The organism is Streptomyces sp. NPDC096132, assembly GCF_044763345.1.
Lineage (GTDB): Bacteria > Actinomycetota > Actinomycetes > Streptomycetales > Streptomycetaceae > Streptomyces.
Map to the genome: position 1 here is coordinate 1 of NZ_JBIWGA010000044.1, position 21,383 is coordinate 21,383.

At 70.9% G+C, this 21,383-nt stretch carries 13 protein-coding genes; 8 read left to right on the forward strand and 5 right to left on the reverse strand.

Features of this window, described 5'->3' with window-relative positions; translation table 11 throughout:
* Positions 1-159 precede the first annotated feature (159 nt).
* From ACIRF9_RS48525 to ACIRF9_RS48535, 3 genes are all read left to right on the forward strand, one after another.
* A complete protein-coding gene (locus ACIRF9_RS48525) occupies positions 160-1,857 on the forward strand; it encodes a SulP family inorganic anion transporter (protein WP_403836637.1) in 1,698 nt (565 codons plus the stop codon).
* Between the two features lie 87 nt (positions 1,858-1,944).
* Entirely contained in the window at positions 1,945-3,357 is a 1,413-nt protein-coding gene (locus ACIRF9_RS48530) for a PP2C family protein-serine/threonine phosphatase (RefSeq protein ID WP_403836639.1), read from the forward strand.
* A 102-nt stretch (positions 3,358-3,459) separates the two neighbouring features.
* Entirely contained in the window at positions 3,460-6,666 is a 3,207-nt protein-coding gene (locus ACIRF9_RS48535; RefSeq protein WP_403836641.1) for an RICIN domain-containing protein, read from the forward strand.
* Positions 6,667-6,742: 76 nt separating this feature from the next.
* On the opposite strand, the gene ACIRF9_RS48540 is transcribed toward ACIRF9_RS48535, so the two are convergent.
* From ACIRF9_RS48540 to ACIRF9_RS48555, 4 genes are read right to left on the reverse strand one after another with little or no spacing between them, the layout of a single operon-like run.
* Positions 6,743-8,641, reverse strand: a complete 1,899-nt coding sequence (locus ACIRF9_RS48540) for a glycoside hydrolase family 127 protein (protein WP_403836643.1) — start codon at positions 8,639-8,641, stop codon at positions 6,743-6,745.
* 4 nt (positions 8,642-8,645) lie between these two features.
* Complete coding sequence (locus ACIRF9_RS48545) at positions 8,646-9,467, reverse strand: carbohydrate ABC transporter permease (RefSeq protein ID WP_403836645.1); 822 nt, start codon at positions 9,465-9,467, stop codon at positions 8,646-8,648.
* 14 nt (positions 9,468-9,481) lie between these two features.
* The gene (locus ACIRF9_RS48550; protein ID WP_403836647.1) at positions 9,482-10,357 is read right to left on the reverse strand and encodes a carbohydrate ABC transporter permease; all 876 of its coding nucleotides are present in this window, start codon (positions 10,355-10,357) and stop codon (positions 9,482-9,484) included.
* Between the two features lie 15 nt (positions 10,358-10,372).
* Positions 10,373-11,689: an ABC transporter substrate-binding protein gene (locus ACIRF9_RS48555; protein WP_403836649.1), complete on the reverse strand. Its 1,317-nt coding sequence runs from the start codon at positions 11,687-11,689 to the stop codon at positions 10,373-10,375.
* Positions 11,690-11,846: 157 nt separating this feature from the next.
* Between ACIRF9_RS48555 and ACIRF9_RS48560 the strand changes: the two genes are divergently transcribed.
* The 3 genes from ACIRF9_RS48560 to ACIRF9_RS48570 all read left to right on the forward strand — a co-directional run bounded on the left by ACIRF9_RS48560 (position 11,847) and on the right by ACIRF9_RS48570 (position 17,749).
* Complete coding sequence (locus ACIRF9_RS48560) at positions 11,847-12,875, forward strand: LacI family DNA-binding transcriptional regulator (RefSeq protein ID WP_403836651.1); 1,029 nt, start codon at positions 11,847-11,849, stop codon at positions 12,873-12,875.
* A gap of 126 nt (positions 12,876-13,001) precedes the next feature.
* Positions 13,002-16,259, forward strand: a complete 3,258-nt coding sequence (locus ACIRF9_RS48565) for a discoidin domain-containing protein (RefSeq protein ID WP_403836653.1) — start codon at positions 13,002-13,004, stop codon at positions 16,257-16,259.
* Positions 16,256-17,749 carry a family 43 glycosylhydrolase gene (locus tag ACIRF9_RS48570; RefSeq protein ID WP_403836655.1) on the forward strand — a complete coding sequence of 498 codons (1,494 nt, stop codon included), beginning with the start codon at positions 16,256-16,258 and terminating at the stop codon, positions 17,747-17,749. Before ACIRF9_RS48565 ends, ACIRF9_RS48570 begins: the two co-directional genes overlap by 4 nt.
* A 9-nt stretch (positions 17,750-17,758) precedes the next feature.
* Here ACIRF9_RS48570 and ACIRF9_RS48575 read toward each other — a convergent pair whose 3' ends face one another.
* Positions 17,759-18,715, reverse strand: a complete 957-nt coding sequence (locus ACIRF9_RS48575; RefSeq protein WP_403836657.1) for a peptidoglycan-binding protein — start codon at positions 18,713-18,715, stop codon at positions 17,759-17,761.
* A 256-nt stretch (positions 18,716-18,971) separates the two neighbouring features.
* Between ACIRF9_RS48575 and ACIRF9_RS48580 the strand changes: the two genes are divergently transcribed.
* On the forward strand, positions 18,972-19,823 hold the full coding sequence (locus ACIRF9_RS48580; protein ID WP_403836659.1) for an MIP/aquaporin family protein: 852 nt from the start codon (positions 18,972-18,974) through the stop codon (positions 19,821-19,823).
* 28 nt (positions 19,824-19,851) lie between these two features.
* A complete protein-coding gene (gene glpK / locus ACIRF9_RS48585) occupies positions 19,852-21,369 on the forward strand; it encodes a glycerol kinase GlpK (protein ID WP_403836661.1) in 1,518 nt (505 codons plus the stop codon).
* Positions 21,370-21,383 lie beyond the last annotated feature (14 nt).

The following is a 21,383-nucleotide window of genomic DNA, read 5'->3' on the forward strand; positions in this document are numbered from 1 at the left end:
GCCGCACTGCTCCATGTGAGCAACACCGAACAGTGGCTGAGGGAACATCTGCTCACCACGCGCCCCCACTGAGGCCCACCGCGGGCCGGGTCCCGCGCAGGTGCTCTCGCGAGCGCCCCACCCAGGGTGGATGCTGAAGGCGTCCGCAGAAGGAGATCCATGTCGCACGCCCCGTCACGGCTGCGCCCACTGCCCGGGCTCGCCGTGCTGGTCCGTTACCGTCGTACGTGGCTGCGCGGCGACCTGCTCGCCGGGGTGACCGTGGCCGCGTACCTCGTGCCGCAGGTCATGGCGTACGCGGGCGTGGCCGGGCTGCCGCCGGTGGCCGGGCTGTGGGCGATCCTGCCCGCCCTCGGCCTGTACGCGTTGTTCGGCTCCTCGCGGCTGCTGTCGGTGGGCCCGGAGTCGACGACCGCGCTGATGACGGCCACAGTGGTGGCGCCGCTCGCCGCGGGTGATCCGGGGCGCTACGCCGTGCTGGCGGCCGCGCTGGCCGTCACGGTGGGTCTGCTGTGTCTCGCGGCGTGGGCGCTGCGGCTGGGTTTCGTCGCGGATCTGCTGTCCCGGCCGGTCCTGATCGGGTATCTGACGGGCGTGGCGCTGATCATGATGGTGGACCAGCTGCCCAAGCTGACCGGGGTGGAGACCACGGGTTCGAAGTTCTTCCCCCAGGTCTGGTCGTTCATCCGGAACCTGCCGGAGCTCCACCTCGCCACGCTGCTGTTCTCGGTCGGCATTCTCGCCCTGCTGTTCGCGGTGGCCAGATGGTTCCCCAGGGTTCCGGGCCCGCTGCTGGCGGTGGTCCTCGCCACCTCCGCGGTGGCCCTGTTCGACCTGGACGACCGCTACGACCTGAAGGTGATCGGCGAGATCCCCTCGGGCCTGCCGAGCCTGTCCGTGCCGGACCTGTCGGACCTGCCGCAGCTCGTCCTGCCCGCGGTGGGTGTGCTCCTGGTGGCCTACACCGACTTCGTGCTCACCGCACGCGCGTTCGCCGACCCCGAGGCCGAGGGTCCGCAGCTCGACGCCGACCAGGAGTTCCTGGCGCTGGGCGCGGCCAACCTGGGCGCGGGCGCGCTGCACGGCTTCCCGGTCAGCAGCAGCGCCAGCCGCACCGCGCTGGCCTCCTCGGCGGGCGCCCGCAGTCAGGCGTACTCGCTGGTCGCGGGGGCGGTGGTACTGGCCGTCCTGCTGTTCCTCGGCCCGCTGCTGACCAACACGCCGTCGGCGGTGCTCGGCGCGCTCGTCGTCTACGCCGCCGTCCGCATGATCGACCTGGCGGGCTTCCGCCGGCTGGCCTCCTTCCGCCGCCGCGAACTGCTGCTCGCCCTCGGCTGCCTGGCCGGCGTCCTGGTCCTGGACATCCTGTACGGCGTGCTGGTGGCCGTCGGGCTGTCGGTGGCGGAGCTGCTGACCCGGGTGGCCCGCCCGCACGACGCGGTCGAGGGGCTGGTGCCCGGTCTGGCCGGGATGCACGACATCGACGACTATCCGCAGGCCCGTACGATCCCGGGACTGCTGGTGTACCGGTACGACTCCCCGCTGTTCTTCGCCAACGCGGAGGACTTCCGGCGCCGGGCGCTGGCCGCTGTCGACGAGCAGAAGGACCCGGTGCGGTGGTTCGTGCTGAACGCCGAGGCGAACGTGGAGGTCGACATCACCGCGCTCGACGCGGTCGACGAGCTGCGCCGCGAACTCGCCCGGCGTGATGTGGTGTTCGCCCTGGCGCGGGTGAAGCAGGACCTGCGGAACGACCTGGACGCGTACGGTCTGACGGAGTCCGTCGGCGAGGGGCTGATCTTCCCGACGCTGCCGACCGCGGTGGCCGGGTACCGGGAGTGGGGCGAAGGTCGCTGAGCGGCTGCCGGGCCGGCTCGCAACTTCCGCCCCGGCCTCGCAACTTGACGCGCCATCATATAGTGGCCGACTACGCGTGGTGATCCGTTGTCCCCACCACGCGGCCGTCTCCACCGGAAAGGCACGACCCTGCGGAACGACCCGCGCAGCAGCGGCTCCGACTCACCCGACCCCCTGTCCTCGCGCCGCCGGTCGGTGTTCTCCCCCGCGGCCGACGTCATCGGCTCGGAACTCGATCTGCGGCTGACCGGCAGCCATGTCGTCCACGCGCTGACGCCCGGCTTCTGCGACGCGGCGTCGGTGTACCTGCTGGAGCGCTGGCGCCGCGAGGAGGACACGCACGCGGTCGCGGATCCGCCCCGCGTCGAGGCGCGCCGGCTGGCGCTGCGGGTGGCGCCCGGAGCGGCCGAGGACTGGGAGGGGGCGCTGCCGGTCGGCGAGATGGTCTCCTTCCCCCGTGACACGCCGTACGCGCGTGTCCTGGCGGCCGGGCACGCGCAGGTGCTCGACAAGGTGGACCCGTACATGGTCGAGCGGCTCATCGCCTCCGGAGACGGCGAGGTCCGCGCCGGTGATCTGCTGCGCGTGGCGTCCTTCCTTGTCGTCCCGCTGTGGCTGCGGGGTGTGCCGATCGGGTTCATGACGTGTACGCGCGGGACGGGACGGAAGCCGTTCCGGCCGGCGGACGTGGCCGCCGTGGAGGCGCTGGCCGCCCGGGCCTGTGTGGCCCTGGACAACGCGCGCCGCTATGAGCGTGAGCGCCGTACCGCCCTGGCCATCCGGGACAGTCTGCCGCCGGGTCCCGCGCAGAAGTTCGAGGGCTGCCGTATCGCGCACGGCTGTCTGCCGGCCGGGAAGGGCAGTGTGGTCGGCGGCGACTGGTACGACGTGCTGCGGCGGCCGGGCGACCGGGTGGGTCTGATCGTCGGGGACGCCATGGGGCACGGTCCGGAGTCCGCCGTCGCGATGATCCAGCTGCGCACCGCCCTGCGCACGCTGGCGGGCCTCGACGTCCCGGCGGCCGAGCTCATACGGCGGCTCGACGCGCTCGCCAGCGAGACCCCGGGGGCCTCGTTCGCGACCTGTGTGTACGCCGAGTGGGACGCGCGGGAGCACACCTGCACCCTGGTGGGGGCGGGGCACCCTCCGCCGCTGCTGCGCGGCCCGGACGGCCGCACCTCCCCGGTCGCGCTGACCGGTGCGGGCCTGCCGCTCGGACTGGGCGCGGGCAGCTACGAGCCGACGGTGCTGAATCTGCCCGAACCGGCGCTGCTCGCGCTCTACAGCGACGGTCTGGTGGAGTCCCGGGACGCCGACATAGACCAGGAGATCGGCCGGTTCGCGCGCGCCCTGGACGAGGCCGCCGCCGAGTCCGCCGACACCGGGGACCCGGGCGCGCTGCCCGCCCTCTGCGAACGGCTCCTGAGCATGCCGTCGGGTACGGCCGGCACCGACGACCGCACCCTGCTGCTGGCCGAACTGACCCCGGCCGCGGGCTGATTCCACCACCCGGTCACCGCACGCTGTCTTGACGTGTTCATTACCGTCGTCGAGCATACCTGAGGCCGATCGCTTCTGGTCGATTCTGTTCCTCTCTGTTTTATGGAAGGGAGCTTCGTGTCCAGACGTCAGCGCATGGTCCGTGCATGGGCGCCGGCGGTCCCCCTGGTGCTCGGCGCGGGTCTCGTCACCGCCCCCGCCCCCGTCGCCGTCGCGGACACCCCCGCGGCGGCGAGCGCGGTCACCGTGCGGATCGATCCGTCGTACCAGCAGCAGGAGTTCGAGGGCTGGGGGACGAGCCTCGTCTGGTTCGCCAACGCCACCGGCGGCTACCCGGAGCCGATCCGGCGACGGCTCGTCGACCTGCTGTTCGGCGAGGACGGGCTCCGCCTGAACATCGCGCGCTACAACATCGGCGGCGGCAACGCCCCCGACGTCCGCACGGACTACATGAAGGCGGGCGCCACGATGGAGGGCTTCTGGAAGGCCCCCGAGGGCACCACCCGCAACGACATGGACTGGTGGGACCCGGACAACCCCGACCACTGGGACTGGGACGCCGACGCGGGCCAGCGCTGGTGGGTGGACCAGGTCAAGGACAAGGTCACCCGCTGGGAGGCGTTCAGCAACTCGCCGCCCTGGTTCCAGACGGTCAGCGGGTACGTCTCCGGCGGCTTCGACTCCGGTGCCGACCAGATCCGCGCGGACCGTGTCGACGACTTCGCCTCCTACCTCGTCCGCGTCACCGAGCGGCTGGAGCGGGAGCACGGCATCGCGTTCGACACCATCGACCCGCTGAACGAACCCAACACCACCTACTGGGGCACCCAGTTGGGCAGCGACGGCCAGCCCACGGGCGGGCGCCAGGAGGGCGCGCACGCCGGTCCCGCCCTTCAGCAGAAGGTGGTCCTCGCCCTCGGCGAGGCCCTCGGGGGCGCCACGACCGACGCCCGGGTGTCGGCGATGGACGAGACCAACCCCACGATCTTCACCCAGAACTGGAACGCCTACGACACCGCCGCCCGGGCCGCCGTCGACCAGCTCAACGTGCACACCTACGGCACGGGCGGGCGCACGAGCGCCCGGGACATCGCCAAGGGCGCCGGCAAGAAGCTGTGGATGAGCGAGGTCGAGGGCACCTGGGGCACCGGCACCGACTTCACCGGCATGGAACCGGGGCTCGGCATCGCCACCCGGATGCTGGACGACATGCGGGAACTGGAGCCCTCCGCCTGGGTGTTCTGGCAGCCGATCGAGGACGCGATCCCCCAGGCCGCGGCGGGCAAGAACTGGGGCAGCATCCACATCCCCTTCGACTGCACGGCCGAGGACACCCTGGAGACCTGCCCGATCCGCACCAACTCGAAGTTCCACACCATCCGGAACTTCACCCACTACATCCGCCCAGGTGACCACTTCGTGAAGGCCGACGACCCGTCCAGCGTCGCCGCCGTCGCCCGGTCCGGCCGTGCGGCCACCGTCGTGCACGTGAACGGCAACGCGTCCGCCCGCGCCGTCACCCTCGACCTCTCGCGCTTCGGCCGGATCGCGCCGGGCGCCTCCGTCACCCCGGTGGTGACGAGCGCGGACGGCGCCCTCGTCCGGGGCACTCCGGTCCCGGTCACCGGCCGCTCGGCGACCCTCACCGTGCCGGCCAAGTCGGTCACGACGTTCCTCGTCGAGGGCGTCGGCGGGGTCGCGAAGGACGCCGCACTCGTCCGCCCCGGCCATGTCTACCGGCTGCAGGGCGCACAGAGCGGGAAGTCGCTCACCCCGTCGGACGACGGCGCCGCCGCCGTGATCCGTACGACCGACCCGAGCAGTCCCCGACAGCTGTGGTCCCTACGGCAGTTGACGTCCGGCACCGGCAACCGCGAGCGCTACGCCGTCGTCAGCGCCGCCACCGGCAAACAGCTCGCGGTGCGCGACGACCAGGCCGTCCTGGAGGAACCGGGGGACGGCGAGCCCGGGAGCACCGCGCAGTGGATCATGTCCACGACCGGCGACGGCACCTGGACCCTCGTCAACGCGGCCACCGGCCGCCTCCTGGACGTCACCGGGCAGTCCACCGCGGACGGCGCCAAGGTGTCCACGTACACCCCGACCTCGGCGGCGAACCAGCGCTGGGCCGTCACGGACGAGACCGTGCTGCGCACCCGGCCGGCCGACGTGTTCACCGTCCCCGGTCTGGCCCCGGAACTCCCCGCGACGGTGACCCCCGTGTACCGGGACGGCGCCCGCGGCACCCTCCCCGTGGTGTGGGACCTGCCGCCGGACCGGACATGGCGCGAGCCCGGGACGGTACGCGTCACCGGCCGGGCGACCGACCCGCTCGGCCGGGAGATCCCCGCGAAGGCGGTCGTCACCGTCGACACCGTCGCCTCCACCCTGCCCGGCCGCGCCAAGACATACGTGGGCGGGAACCCGGAGCTGCCGGCCACGGTCGTCGGCGTGGGCGCCCACGGCGGCCGGACCGACCTGCCGGTGACCTGGGACCCCGCACCCGACGGGGCGTTCGCCACGACCGGCGTCGTGACACTCCACGGCGCCGCGCGGATCGTCGACGGCAGCACGGCCGCCGCGACCGTACGCGTGCAGGTCACCGAACCGGCGGAGGCCAACATCGCGCCGGACCCCGGTGTCCTGGTCGCCGCCACCTTCACCGAGAGCGGCTACTCCGCCGAGCGGCTGCGCAACGGCGACACCTCCGAGAAGGCGTGGTCCAACTGGAAGCCGGGGACCACCAAGAACCCCTCCGACACCGTCACCTTCACCCTGCCCGCGGCCCGCGACCTCACCCGGCTCGTGGCGCACTTCTACCGGGACGGGAGCAACGCGTCGTTCCCGGCGAGCCTCAAGGCCCAGGTGCGCGCCGCCGACGGCACCTGGAGCGACGCGAGCGAGGAGATCGCGGTCGGTACCGAGGGCACGCCGGTGGTCGACGTCCCGCTGAGGGCCGCCCCGGCAACCGGGGTGCGGCTGGTCATGACGGCACGGCAGGGCGGCTACCTGACCATGAGCGAGATCGAGGTGTACGCGAGGACGGCCGGGGTGTCCTCGGACGCGGCCGCCGCGTCGGTCGCGGTGGCCGACGTCCCGGTCGCGGGGTTCGACCCCGCCACGACCGACTACCGCGTGGTGACCGGCGATCCGGCCCGCGCCGTGGTCACGGCGACCGCCCGCGACCCCTACGCCACCGTCACGGTCACGAAGAGGCGCGAGTCCCACCGGACCCTGGCCGTCGTCTCCGTGACCGGTGAGGACGGGTCACGGACGACGACGTACCGGATCGAACTGGTACGGCGCTGACGGCTCTCAGCGCCTCAGGTTCGCCCGGGCCGCGGCGGCGACCACGGCGTCCCGCTCGGCCCGGGTGAACCGTCCCTCATCGGTCGGGGTCGGTCGTGGGCAGCCATACCCGCATGGTCGAGGGGCCGCGGTTCGCCCAGGAGTGGTAGGGCACGAGGACGACTCCCGTGCGGTCGGCGGGGGCCGCGGGGGCCGGGTCGAGCGGGCGGTACGGCCAGGCCCGTTCCCCGGGTGCGGTGAGCTCGCCGGGCACGACCACGGTCGCGTCGGGCCCGTCCTGCGGTGCGGCGGACGTGTCCACCCGGATCGCGTCGGTCTCGTGCCCGTCCGGCAGGTCCACCGACTCCGCGCAGTACACCAGCGGCCCGCGCTGGACGGCGGCCGTGCCGCGGACGGCGTCGATGCGCGGGTCGGGCGCGATCCAGCGCGGTGCGACGGGGAGTTCGAGGTGTATCTCGTCCCCGGGGCGGAAGACGCGGGTGACCGTGGCCGTGCCCGGCGCCACGGTCCGGTGTGCCCCGTCCGGGTCGGCCAGCCGGGCCGTGGCGCCCTCCGTCCAGGCGGGGACCCGCAGTGAGAGGGTCCAGGGATGGTCCGGCGACCGGTCGACCCGTACCGTCACCCGGTCGGCCGAGGGGTAGTCGGTACGGATCCGTAGCGCGACGCCGCCGGTGGAGATGTCCGCGTCGGCGTACTGGTGGAGCTGGATGCCGGACTCGTCCGTCGTCGCCAGGTACCCGGGCAGCAGGGCCAGGGTGCGCGCCACGTTGGTCGGGCAGCAGGACACCGCGAACCAGGGGGCGCGCAGGCTCGATTCGGCGCGCGGGAGCTGGACGTCCGCGGGAGGGACGGTGCCTCGGCGGCGGCGGTGCAGGGTGTTGGCGTAGAAGAAGGAGCGGCCGTCCTCGGACGGCGAGGTGGCGACCACGTTGAACAGGGTCCGCTCGGCCAGGTCGGCGAAGCGTGGCTCGCCGGTGGCGAGGAGGAGCCGCCAGCTGAGCATGACGGAGGCGACCCCGGCGCAGGTCTCCGAGTAGGCGCGGTCGGGCGGGAGGACGAAGTCGTCGCCGAAGGACTCGTCGCGGTGGTGGGAGCCCATGCCTCCCGTGAGGTAGGTGCGTCGGGCGACGGTGTTCTCCCACTGGCGTACGACCGCCGCGAGCAGGTCGTCGTCCCCGGTCTCCACGGCCACGTCGACGGCTCCGGCGGCGAGGTAGAGGGCGCGGACGGCGTGGCCGCGCAGGACGGTCGCCTGCCGTACGGGGATGTCGTCCTGGTAGTAGGCGTGGCCGAACTCGCCGTCGTCGAGGGTGCGTCGGCCTCTGCGCTCGATGAAGAGGGCGGCCTGGTCGAGGTAGCGCTGCTCGCCCGTCACGCGGGCCAGTTCGACCAGGGCCGTCTCGATCACCGGGTGTCCGCAGACGCCCTGGACGCCTTGGCTGCCGAAGGTGGCGCACACGTGGTCGGCGGCCCGTCGGGCGATCTTCGTCAGCTCGCCCTCGCCGCGCGCCCGGGCGTGGGCGACGCCCGCCTGGATCAAGTGGCCGTAGCAGTACAGCTCGTGTCCCCATTCGAGGTCGCTGTAGCGGGGCTGCTGGCCGGGACGGCCGTAGGCGGTGTTGAGGTAGCCGTCCGGTTCCTGGGCGGCGGCGACGGCCTCGGTGAGGGCGGGGTCGAGGTCGTGGCCGGTCTGCCAGGACATGGCTTCGAGGAGCTTGTAGACGTCGGAGTCGGCGAACTCCCGCCCGCGTCGGTCGTGTGGGACGCGGCCCTCGACGGCCGCGCGGAAGTTGCCGGTCCAGCCGACGCGTTCCATCCAGTCGCGGCAGTGGTCGAGCGTGGCGGTCGCGTTGACCTGCCGGCGCCGGGCCCAGAAGCCCCCGGTGATCCTGACCTCGTCCAGGCCGAGGGGCCGCAGCCGGCCCCGGGTCGGTGCCACCGGCAGCACGGGTACCCCCTCTGTGTTCCGCTTCACCGCGTCATCCCTTCAGCGCACCCGACATGAAACCCCTTACGTAATGCCGTTGGAGGAGCAGGAAGAGGAGGAGGCAGGGCACGGCGAGGACCACCACGCCCGCCTCGGTGGCGCCGTAGTCGACGGCGCCCATGCTCTGCTGGCGCAGGTTCGCGACGGCCAGCGGCAGAGGCGCCTTCTCGCTGTCGGAGATGAGGATCAGCGGGGCGATGAAGTCGTTCCAGGCGGCGAGGAAGGCGAAGAGGCCCACGGTGATCAGTCCGGGCCGTACCGCCGGCAGGAGCACCCGGCGCAGCGCGCCCGCCGTGCCGCAGCCGTCGACCAGCGCGGCCTCCTCCAGTTCGCGCGGCACCGCCTCGAAGGAGATCCGCATCATGAAGGTGGCGAACGGCAGTTGGAACATGGCCAGTACGAGGCTCAGCCCGATCAGCGAGTTCTGCAGATGGAGCCGGCCGAGCAGCACGTAGAGCGGGATGAGGAGGGTGGCGTACGGGACCATGAGGATGGCCAGGGTCAGCAGGAACAGCAGGTTCCTGCCGGGGAAGTCGAAGCGGGCGAAGGCGTAGCCGCCGAGCAGGGAGACCGTGAGGGTCACGGCGACGGTGAGGGCCGAGACGAGGGTGCTGTTGAGGAGGTAGCGCCACAGGCCGGCGTCGTAGTCGAGCAGGGTGCGGTAGTTGCCGAGGCCGTGGCCGGACTCCTGGGCGGTGCCGGGCTGGGCGCTGACCGAGGCCCAGGCGTTCCACAGCAGCGGGAAGAGGAAGACGACGGCGAGACCTCCGGCGACGACGTAGTGGGGCGTCCGGCCGAGGGCGCGGGTGAGCACCGTGGGATACCTCCTCAGGAAGCGTCGGCGTGGCGCAGGGCGCGGAACTGCAGGACGTTGAGCAGGAGCAGCACGGCCAGCACGACGATCGAGAGGGCGGCGGCGGTGCCGAGGTCCATCCGCTGGAACGCCTCCCGGTAGATCAGCTGCACGACCGTGACGGTGCTGTTGTCCGGTCCGCCCTTGGTGAGGACGAAGAACTGGTCGAAGGCGAGCAGGGATCCGGTCACGCAGAGAAGGAGGGACAGGGCGAGGGAGGGGCGCAGGAGGGGCAGGGTGATCGAGCGGAAGGTCTGGGCGCGGCTCGCCCCGTCCGTGCGGGCGGCCTCGTACACCTCGTGGGGGATGCGCTGGAGGCCCACGAGCAGGATCAGCATGTAGAAGCCGGCGAACTTCCAGACGACGAGGAACACCGTCGACAGCAGGGCGGAGGTCGGTGAGCCCAGGAAGGACACGGGGTCGTCGACGAGTCCGAGCCGTTCCAGGGTGCGGCTGAGGGGGCCGGTGGTGGGGCTGTACAGGCCCCAGAAGAGGAGGGAGGCGGAGGCCAGGCCGAGGGCTCCGGGCAGGAAGTAGACGGTGCGGAAGAAGCCGGCGCCGGGGCGGGACTCCTGGACGAGGAGGGCGAGGAGGAGGGCGAGGCCGAGGAGGACGACCGTGACGATCACGGTGTAGAGGAGTGTGAAGCGCACGGCGGGCCAGAACAGGGGGCTGTCGGTGACGTCGGTGTAGTTCTCCGGCGCGTTGCCGCCCTGGTCGCCCGCGAGCAGCGGCCAGTCGCTGAGGGACATCTGTCCGACGAGCAGCAGCGGAAGCAGGAAGAAGACGGCGACGAACAGGGCCGTGGGCGCGGCGTAACCGAGCCCCTGGAGCGTACGGGACACCCGCATGGCGCTCTCCTTGGTTCAGTCGGTGAGCGAGGCGGTGACGGCCTTGTTGTCCTTGTCGACGTTTCCTCCGTCGCCGAACACGGCGTCGCGCATCAGCTCCAGCCAGGGCCCGTTGGGGTCGTTGAAGGTCTGGCCGAACTTCAGCGCGTACGGGGTGCGGCCGGCGGCGACGAGCTGGTTGACGGTGACCAGGCGCGGGTCGGCCTTGGAGTACTTGTTGGCGGCGAGGTCGGTGCGGGCCACCACGTCCTTGTGGGCGGCGACCACGTCGACCTGGGCCTCCTCGCCCAGGGACCAGGCGAGGAAGTTCCACGCCTGGTCGGCCTTGTCGCTGGTGGCGGAGATACCGAGGGCGTCACCGCCGACGAAGGTGGACTCTCCGCCGTCGGGTCCGGGGATGGGTGCGACGCCGAGGTCGAGGTCCTTGGGCATCAGTCCGAGGGTCGTCGACGGCATGGGCATGATCCCGACGTTTCCCTTCGGGAAGACCCCGGTCCAGGTCGTGCCCGTCTCGTCCTTGGCTCCGGGCGCCACGATGTCGTCGCGCACCCAGCCCCGGTAGGTGTCGTAGACCTTCTTCGCGGTGGCGGAGGCGAGGTCGGCCTCGGTGCCGTCCTCGTTGAGCACCTCCTCGCCCGCGGCCCAGATCGACGGCCACCAGGTGAAGACCCCGCAGCCGCCGCAGTTGCCGCCGAAGAACGTGCCGTCGACGTCTCCACCGAGCGCGTCGACGGCCCGCGCCTGCTCGTCCCACTCGGCCAGGGTGGTGGGCGGCTTCTCGGGGTCGAGCTTCGCCTTGCGGTAGAGGTCCTTGTTGTAGAAGAGCACCGACAGGTCGAGGGTGTGCGGCACCACGTACTTCTTGCCCTCGTACGTCCCGGCCTTGATGTGCGACTGGGCCAGCTCGTCGGCGAAGGGCAGTGCGTCGATGCGTTCGGTGAGGTCGGCGAAGAGCCGGCTGGTGGTGTAGTTCGGGACGAACACCACGTCGGAGGCGAAGAGGTCGGGGAGGTCGCGTGAGCCGGCGGCCGCGCCGACCTTGGCCTGGTAGTCGTCGGTGGGCACGACGGTCAGTTCGATCTTGTTCTGGTGGCTGTCGTTGTACGCCTCGACCAGGGCCTCGCTCTGCGTCTTGGTCGCGGCACGGGTCCACATCGTCAGCTCGGTCCCGTCGTCGACCCCCTTGGCGTCCGCCGCGCCGCCACCTCCCCCGCCGCCCGAGCCCCCGTCGCCCGAGCCGCAGGCCGTGACCAGGGTGGCGGTGGCGAGGAGCGCGACGGCACCGGTGACGAGCCGGTTCATCGGTCCACGTGATCGGGTCGTGCTCCCCATGACGTTCCCCCTCGACAGAAATGAACCGAAAAGGCTTTCTGAAAGCTAGGACCGGGCTGACGGCCCGTCAATCCCTCTGTCGGCAACGGTTTTCGGGACCTCTCCGAAACATCTCGCGTACGGTTTACGCACGCGCCGCGAGACAGGAGAACCGTCCATGACACCGGCTGCCGGCTCCGCCCGTTCGCATCCCGCCACCCTGAGCGACGTCGCCCGGCTGGCGGGTGTGTCCGTCGCGACCGCCTCCAAGGCCCTCAACGGCCGCAGCCAGGTGCGCGCCGAGACCCGGCAGCGGGTGATCGACGCGGCCGAGCGGCTGTCGTTCCGGCCCAACCAGCTGGCCCGCGGCCTGCTCGTCGGACGGTCCGGCACGGTCGGTCTGCTCACCAGCGACCTGGAGGGCCGGTTCAGCATCCCGATCCTCATGGGCGCGGAGGACGCCTTCGGAGCGGGCGAGGTCGCGGTCTTCCTGTGCGACGCGCGGGGTGACGCGATCCGCGAGCGGCACCATGTCCGCGCGCTGCTCGGGCGCCGGGTCGACGGGCTGATCGTGGTGGGCAGCCGGACCGACCCCCGCCCGTCCCTGGGCCGTGAGCTGCCGGTGCCCGTGGTGTACGCGTACGCGCCGTCTCAGGACCCGGCGGATCTGTCCATCGTCCCGGACAACGTCGACGCCGGCCGGATCGCGGTGGAGCACCTGCTGGCCTGCGGGCGGACCCGGATCGCGCACATCACCGGCGACCCCGGGTACGCCGCCGCGCACGACCGGGCCGAGGGAGCCGCCGCAGCGCTCGCCGACGCCGGTCTCGCCCCGGTCGGCGACGCGCGGTTCGGGGCCTGGTCGGAGGGGTGGGGACGGGCCGCCACCGCGCTGCTGCTGGACCAGCACCCCGAGGTCGACGCCGTGCTGTGCGGCAGCGACCAGATCGCCCGTGGCGTGATGGACGTCCTGCGCGAGCGGGGCCACCGGGTGCCGGAGGACGTGGCGGTCATGGGCTTCGACAACTGGCAGGTGCTGACCACCGCCTCCCGTCCGCCGCTGACCAGCGTCGACATGAACCTGGAACAGGTCGGGCGGGCGGCCGCGCACGCCCTGTCCGGCGCGATCGGCGGGACCCGGCGCTCGGGCGTGGAGACCGTGCGCTGCCGTGTGGTCATCCGGGGCTCCACGGCACCTCTGTCCTGAACCGCACCTTCACCCGACACCGGCCTCATCGCGCTCCCTTGACACGGCATCAGCTCGCTCCTACGTTGCGAAAACCTTTCAGGTCCGTTTCCGTGCCTCTCGTCACCCCGCCCCAGGGAGCCTCCGATGAGAAGACCGCACGCCCTGCTCGTCGCCCTGCTGCTGACCTTCTGTTCTCTCCTCGCCGCGCCGTCGGCCCACGCGGCGCAGACCATCGGGTTCCCCACGTTCACCGGGCCCGCGATCCCGTCCCCGCCCGTGGCCTACACGCCTGGCGACATGATGCGGAGCATCTACGACGCGGAGAGCGCCGGCACCGACTTCTGGATGGACCGGCTGCTGGCCCGCTCGGGCGACGACCCGGCCGGGCCCTGGCTGATGAGCCGTGGCCGCGCGCTCTTCATGAAGACCCACGACCCCGCGGTGCTCGGCTTCGGCGGCCATGTCGCCTACTGGGAGAGCATCAGCGACAACAACGCCTACACCGTCGCGATCACCCCCGGCACCTTCACCGAGCAGGTCGCCCAGCGCCGCCAGGCCCCCAGCAACTGGCAGAGCGTGCACACCAGCGGCTCGGTCACGGTCACCCAGACCAAGTTCGTCACCGACAACAACGTCGCCGTGACCAACCTGTCGATCAAGAACAACGGCAGCGCCTCCACCACGCTCCAGCTGCGGGCGACCTCGCCGTACGCCACCACGGGCTCCGGCAGTGAGCTGACCGGCCAGGTGAACGCCTACAACAACCTCACCACGCTCCGGCCCCGGCTGACCGGCGACGGCTTCTCGGTCACCAACGGCGGGCTGAACCGGTCGGTCACCGTCGCGGCCGGCGCCACGGTCACCGCCAAGGTGGTGATGGGCTTCGTCACCGACGAGATCCCGGAGTCGCTCACCGAGTACAACGCCTACGCGGGCTACTCCAACGCGACGGCCTTCGCCACCCACGTGCGAGCCTACAACCTGTGGTGGGCGAAGAACGTTCCCTACGTCGACGTACCGGAACCGGCGATCAAGAAGAACATCTACTACCGCTGGTGGCTGATGCGCTTCAACAACCTCGACGCCGACATCCCCGGCCAGACCTTCCAGTTCCCGACCTCCACCGAGGGCGTCCTCGGCTACAACAACGCGATCGCACTCACCCAGCCGATGCACATCGACGACCTCAAGTACCTGCGCGACCCGTCCTACGCCTACGGGGACTGGCTGAGCGTCGGCCAGGTCTCCAAGGGCGGCCGGTTCCTCGACAACCCGGGCGACCCGGAGAACTGGTCCAACAGCTACACCCAGTACATCGCCGAGGCGGCCTGGAAGAGCTACCAGATCCACGGCGGCCAGCCCGCGATCGCCGGCAACCTGGCCCACTACGCCGAGGGAGACGTCAAGGGCCAGCTCGCCTACTACGACCACGACAACAACAAGCTCATCGAGTACGACTGGGGCGCCCTGACCGGCAACGACGCCGACGCGGTCTCCTTCCACTGGAAGCCCGGGAACATGGACCGCGCCGAGTCCGCCTACCAGTACAGCGGCGCGCTCGCCGCCGCGCAGGCCTACGAGGCGACCGGCAACACCGCCAAGGCCACCGAGATGCGCACGCTCGCGAACCAGATCAAGGACGCGATCGTCAACGTGCTGTGGAACCCGAACCGGCAGCTCTTCGAGCACCGGCTGAAGTCGACCAACGAGTGGGTGCCCTGGAAGGAGATCAACAACTACTACCCGTTCTCCGTCGGGGCAGTCCCCAACACCGCGACCTACCGGCAGGCTTTGCGCCTGTACGACGACCCGGCCCAGTACCCGGTTTTCCCCTTCTACACGGCCAACCAGGTCGACAAGAAGGCGGCGGCCGACGCCGGCGAGCCCGGTTCCAACAACTTCTCCACCATCAACTCCACGGTCCAGTTCCGGCTGTACTCCTCGGTCCTGCGCAACTACCCCAACTCCTGGACGACCGCGACCGACTACAAGAAGCTCCTCTACTGGAACACCTGGGCGCAGTACGTCGGCGGCAACACCCAGTGGCCGGACGCCAACGAGTTCTGGGCCGACTGGAACGGCAGCGCGATCACCTACCGCTCCTGGATCCACCACAACATCCTGGGCAGCAGCAACTGGACGGTGATCGAGGACGTCGCGGGTCTCAGGCCGCGGGGCGACGCCAAGGTGGAGCTCTCCCCGATCGACATCGGCTGGAGCCACTTCACGGTCAACAACCTGCGGTACCGCAACGCCGATCTGTCGATCGTGTGGGACGACCCGTCCGACGGTGTGGTGCGCTACCCGGGCGTCCCGGAGGGTTACTCGATCTTCGTCAACGGCACCCGGGCCGCGACCGTGAACTCCCTGGTGCCCTTCACCTGGGACCCGGCCACGGGTGAGGTCACCACGAGCGGCACGGTCGCCTTCCACACCGCCGTCCCCGGTCTCCAGGCACCGAACCAGGTCGTGCAGAACAGCGCCCGCATGACCGACATGCTCGCCAAGGCCGGCGTCGACCTGACCGCCGATCTCACCAACCTCGCCGCCGGGGCGACCGTCTCCGCCTCCTCCACCGGCTCCGGCACCACCGCCTCCGGCGCGGTCGACGGCTATCCGACCAACGAACCGTTCTGGGGCGCGAGCGGCTCGGGCGCGCAGGACTGGTACGAGCTGAACCTCGGCACCGCGCGCCAACTCAACGAGGTCCGGCTGTACTTCAAGGACAGCCGCCCGGCGAGTACGACCTACCGGGCGCCCTCCGCGTACACCATCCAGTACCACAACGGCAGTTCCTGGGTGGACGTGCCGAGCCAGACCAAGAGCCCGGCGGCGCCACGGGCCAACTACAACCTGGTGCGGTTCCCGGCCGTCACCGCCCAGCGGATACGGGTCCTGGCCACCAACGCCTCCGGGGCGAGGACCGGGCTCACCGAGGTGAAGGTCCTCAACCGGGGCGGGGTCCAGCCACCGGCCAACCAGGCCGGCTCCGCGACCGCTTCGGCGTCGTACACCTCGCCCTGGGAGACCGTCACCGCCGTCAACGACGGCCTCGACCCGCCCTCCTCCAACGACACGGTCAACCCGCGCTGGGGCACCTGGCCGGAGACCGGCCAGCAGTGGGCCGAGCTGACCTGGCCGTCGGCGAAGACCCTGAACAAGGCCGAGGTGTACTTCTTCGACGACGACCAGGGCATCGACATGCCGGCCTCCTGGAAGCTGCAGTACTGGAACGGCGGCGCCTACGTCGACGTACCCGGCGCGAGCGGCTATCCGCTGGCGAAGAACCAGTACAACAGCGTCACCTTCACCGCCACGAGCACCACACGGCTGCGCGTGCTGCTCACCGGCAACGGCTCCAGCTCCGTCGGCCTCCTCGAAGCGAAGGTGTACAGCCCGTGACCCGGTCCAGATGTCTCTCCGCGCTCCTCGCGCTGTTCACCTTGGCGGTGGCCTTCCTGGTGGCACCGCCCGCGTCCGCCGCCGTCGCGTTCGGCTCGACGGGGGTCAACCAGAACGGCGGCAACTGCCTGGACCTGCCGGGCGGTTCGACGACCTCCGGAGCCCAGCTGCGTGCTTTCACCTGCTCCTCCGGGGCGAACCAGACCTTCGCCCACACCCCGGTCGGCGCGACCAGTGACACCTATACGATCACCACCCAGTCCGGCCAGTGCGTCGACGTCTACGGGGCCTCGACGGCCGACAACGCGGCGATCATCCAGTGGCCCTGCCACGGCGCGACCAACCAGCAGTGGCGGCTCGTCCCCGTCACCGTGTCCGGCACGGACAAGACCTTCAACCTGGTCTCCGTGGGCTCCGGCAAGTGCGTGGCGCCCAGCGGCGGTTCGTCCGCCTCGAACACCAACCTGGTGCAGCTGCCGTGCTCGGCCGCGAACGGCAGGGTGTGGCGGCTGCCCGGGTTCACCGGCGGCGGCACGAGCCCGGGCACCTTCACCAACCCGCTCTCCCAGCACGGTCCCGACCCCTGGCTGACGTTCTACGACGGGTACTACTACCTGGCGACGACCACCTGGAACTCGACGATCACCATGCGCAAGGCCGCCACCCTGGCGGGCCTCGCCACCGCCACCGACCAGGTGATCTTCAACCTGACCCGGCCCAACGGCGCCGGCACGATGTGGGCGCCGGAGTTCCATCTGCTCGACGGCCCGAACGGCAAGCGCTGGTACTTCTACTACACGGCCGGACGGGAGCCGTACGACCTGGGCACCCAGCGGATCCATGTCCTGGAGAGCGCGGGTGCCGACCCGATGGGTCCCTACACCTTCAAGGCCGATCTGCTCGACCCGACGCAGGACAACACCTGGGAGCTGGACCCGAGCATCCTCCAGCTCAACGGCAACCTCTATCTGCTCGGGACCTACTACAACGGTTCGCAGCCGATGTTCATCCGGCCGCTGTCGAACCCGTGGACCGCGAGCGGCACCCGGCGGGTGCTGTCCACCCCGACCTACAGCTGGGAGACGGTCGGCGGCGCGGTCAACGAGGGCGCCGAGGTCCTCCAGCGGAACGGGAAGACCTTCATCGTGTACTCCGCCAGCCACTGCTCCACGCCCGACTACAAGCTGGGCATGCTCACCTACAACGGCGGGGATCCGCTCAGCTCCTCGTCCTGGGTCAAGTCACCGAACCCGGTGTTCCAGCGGTCCAACGCCAATGGGGTGTACGGCCCCGGCCACAACGGCTTCTTCAAGTCGCCCGACGGGACCGAGGACTGGATCGTCTACCACGCCAACGCGTCGGCGAGCGGCGGCTGCGACATGAACCGCACGACCAGGGCGCAGAAGTTCACCTGGAACGCCGACGGCACCCCGAACTTCGGCACCCCGGTACCGCTCGGTGTCGCCCTGACCGCTCCGTCTGGCGAGTAGCCCGCGGGCTCACGGCTCCGAGGTCTCGGATTCGAGGGACCTGCGGGTCGCCTTCCCGTAGACGCCCGACTCGTCCGCCAGGACGAGCCGGGCGATCTGGTAGCCGCGAACGGCGTCCTCGACCTCGCCGTCGAACTCGCCGTCCGCCTCGCCGTCGTAGAAACCGGCCTGTTCAAGGCGGAGTTGGAGTTCGGTGACCTCCGGTCCGCTGTCGCCGGGACGGAGGACGGGGGCCTGACCGCCGGACTGGGTCGGTGCGGGGGCGGACGTGGCGGTGGCGGTGGCGCCGGTGCCGGTCGGGGACGCGGTCGGGCCGGGGGAACCGGTCGGGGTGGCCGGGCTCTCGGAGGGGGTCGCGCTGGGTGACGCCGTGGGGCTCTCGGACGTCTGCGTGGGGGACGCGGTGCCGGACGGGGTGGAGGACGGTGTACCGGTCCCGGCGGCGCCGGCCGGAACACTCGCCCGAACGTCGTCGGGTCCCGCGCCGTCCCGCGAGGGGCTCTGGTAGGTGAAGAGCGCGGCCAGGACGCCGCCCGTCACCGCCACGGCCGCGGCGGCCGCCACCCCGGCCGTCAGCACGAGGCGGCGGGGACGCCGCCTGCCGCCCTGGTCGCCGTCGGCCGATGCCGAGGGCGGTGGCGGTGACGACGGCGGTGGGGACTGCTCGGTAGGGAGCGGGGCGACATCGGCGGCGGGCGCGGGTACGGCGTCGAGGTCCTGTGACCCGTCCGGCTCGTCCCGTGACGACCCGCGCTCGGGTAAGTCCTCCGCGTCCTCCGGGGCGACGGACGGTTCCGCGAACGGCCGGATGCGCAGGGGGTCGAAATCCTCCGCGGCCGCCGCCTCCGCCGCGCGGGTCTCCAGGTGGACGTCGGCCGCGCGGCGGGCGCAGGAACAGGCCGGACTGCCGTCCGCCGCCCTGGGCGTACCGCACTCCGGGCAGACGAGGCCTGTCGGTTCACTCACGCGCGATTCCTCTCCCGGTCCCTCTCCCTGCGAACTACGGAATTCAACCAAATCTTCTGCACGGAATCCCCAGCAGTCCCTGGAATCCGGAATCAGAGCCTCCGAACCGTCGAGAAACAGCCACCACGGAGAGTCACCACGGAGGCAGTGGATAAATGTCCTGTATGTGCGACAGATGCTTGATCGACCTATTCTGATGCCGTGAGGACTCGGGGCAATCTATGGCCGGTCCTGAGCCGGCGGGAATCGAGCTGCTATGGCTGAGCGGCTGAAAAGATCGGGATTGGTCGGCGAGCTGTCGGCCGAATTCGCCGGAACCATGGTTCTCATCCTCTTCGGCTGTGGCGTGGTGGCCCAGGTCGTGGCCGGCGGAGGACTCACCACACCACCCGGCGGACTGGGCGACCACGACAGCATCGCCTGGGCGTGGGGCATCGGCGTCACCCTGGGTGTCTATGTCTCGGCACGGCTGAGCGGTGCACACATCAACCCCGCGGTGACCCTCGCCCTGGCCGCGTTCAAGGGGTTCCCCTGGAGCAAGGTGGCGCCCTACGCGCTGGCCCAGACAGCCGGCGCCTTCGTGGCGGCCCTCATCGTGCGCTGGAACTACACCGAAGCGCTGGGGACGTACGACCCCGGACACACCATCAAGTCGCAGGGCGTGTTCTCCACGCTCCCCGCCAACGGCAACACCAACCTGCCGGTCCACGAGTGGGGCGCGTTCCGTGACCAGGTCATCGGCACCGCCATCCTGCTGCTGCTGGTCCTGGCCGTCACCGACCTGCTGAACAATCCGCCCGGCGCGAATCTGGCCCCGTGGATCGTCGGCCTGATCGTGGTGGGCATCGGCATGGCCTGGGGCACCGACGCGGGGTACGCGATCAACCCGGCCCGTGACTTCGGCCCCCGGCTGGCCAGCTTCATCACGGGGTACGGCACAGCCTGGAGGGATCAGTACGGCAACTTGTACTTCTGGGTGCCGATCGTCGGCCCGCTGATCGGCGGACTGCTCGGCGCGTTCCTGTACAAGTTCTTCGTCGGCCGGTTCCTGCCGACGGCGGAGCCGGAGCCCCCCGGGCGCGTTCCGAGCCCCGAGGGCAAGGACTGACACCCCCGACGAAAGAGGCGGCATCCCCATGGCGGACTTCGTGGGCGCGGTGGACCAAGGCACCACCAGTACCCGTTTCATGATCTTCGACCACAACGGCAACGAGGTGGCGAAGCACCAGCTGGAGCACGAGCAGATCCTCCCGAAGGCGGGATGGGTCGAGCACGACCCGGTGGAGATCTGGGAGCGCACCAACTCCGTGATCCAGAACGCCCTGCGGCACGGGAACCTCTCCCCGACCGACCTGGCGGCGATCGGCATCACCAACCAGCGGGAGACCACCGTGGTGTGGGACCCGCGCAACGGCCGGCCGTACTACAACGCCATCGTCTGGCAGGACACCCGCACCGACTCCATCGCCGCGGCCCTGGAGCGCGACGGCAAGGGCGACGTCATCCGCCGCAAGGCGGGCCTGCCGCCGGCGACGTACTTCTCCGGAGGAAAGATCCAGTGGATCCTGGAGAACGTCGACGGCGTCCGCGAGGCGGCGGAGCAGGGCCACGCGCTGTTCGGCAACACGGACTGCTGGGTCCTGTGGAACCTCACCGGGGGTCCCGATGGCGGCATCCACGCCACCGACGTGACCAACGCCAGCCGCACGATGCTGATGGACCTGGAAACCCTCGACTGGGACGACGAGTTGCTGGGCTTCTTCGGCATCCCCCGGGCGATGCTGCCCAAGATCAACCCCTCGTCGCACGCGGAGGCCTACGGCACGACCCGGACCTCCCGGCCCCTGCGCGAGGCCATCCCCATCGCCGGTGTGCTCGGCGACCAGCAGGCGGCGACCGTGGGGCAGGTCTGTTACGCACCGGGCGAGGCGAAGAACACCTACGGCACCGGCAACTTCCTGGTGCTGAACACCGGTACGGAGCTGGTCCACTCGCAGAACGGGCTGCTGACCACCGTGGCCTACCAGTTCGGCGACAACCCGGCGATCTACGCCCTGGAGGGCTCCATCGCGGTCACCGGGTCGGCGGTGCAGTGGCTGCGCGACCAGATGAAGATCATCAGTAGTGCGCCGGAGAGCGAGACGCTGGCCCGTACCGTCGAGGACAGCGGAGGCGTCTACTTCGTGCCCGCCTTCTCGGGCCTGTTCGCCCCGTACTGGCGCTCCGACGCCCGGGGCGCGATCGTCGGTCTGACCCGCTACAACGACAACGGCCATCTGGCGCGGGCGGCCCTGGAGGCGATCTGCTACCAGAGCCGTGACGTCGTCGAGGCCATGGAGCAGGACTCCGGGGTCCACCTCGACGTCCTGAAGGTGGACGGCGGAATCACCGGCAACGACCTGTGCATGCAGATCCAGGCCGATGTCCTCGGCGTACCGGTGAGCCGTCCGGTCGTCGCCGAGACCACCGCGCTCGGCGCCGCCTACGCGGCGGGGCTGGCCACCGGCTTCTGGCAGGACACGGACGAGCTGCGCACCCACTGGCAGGAGTCCAAGCGCTGGGAGCCCCAGTGGTCCGACGACCAGCGCGCGGAGGGCTACGACGGCTGGAAGCGGGCGGTGGAACGCACGCTGGACTGGGTCAAGGTCAAGTAGACCGCCGCCGTTCG

What these genes read in the sequence shown, in the direction of transcription:
- ACIRF9_RS48560 (WP_403836651.1), top strand. Translation starts at nt 11,847, where the DNA reads ATGACACCGGCTGCCGGCTCCGCCCGTTCGCATCCCGCCACCCTGAGC.
- glpK (WP_403836661.1), top strand. Translation starts at nt 19,852, where the DNA reads ATGGCGGACTTCGTGGGCGCGGTGGACCAAGGCACCACCAGTACCCGT.
- ACIRF9_RS48580 (WP_403836659.1), top strand. Translation starts at nt 18,972, where the DNA reads ATGGCTGAGCGGCTGAAAAGATCGGGATTGGTCGGCGAGCTGTCGGCC.
- ACIRF9_RS48550 (WP_403836647.1), bottom strand. Translation starts at nt 10,357, where the DNA reads ATGCGGGTGTCCCGTACGCTCCAGGGGCTCGGTTACGCCGCGCCCACG.
- ACIRF9_RS48525 (WP_403836637.1), top strand. Translation starts at nt 160, where the DNA reads ATGTCGCACGCCCCGTCACGGCTGCGCCCACTGCCCGGGCTCGCCGTG.
- ACIRF9_RS48565 (WP_403836653.1), top strand. Translation starts at nt 13,002, where the DNA reads ATGAGAAGACCGCACGCCCTGCTCGTCGCCCTGCTGCTGACCTTCTGT.
- ACIRF9_RS48555 (WP_403836649.1), bottom strand. Translation starts at nt 11,689, where the DNA reads ATGGGGAGCACGACCCGATCACGTGGACCGATGAACCGGCTCGTCACC.
- ACIRF9_RS48535 (WP_403836641.1), top strand. Translation starts at nt 3,460, where the DNA reads ATGGAAGGGAGCTTCGTGTCCAGACGTCAGCGCATGGTCCGTGCATGG.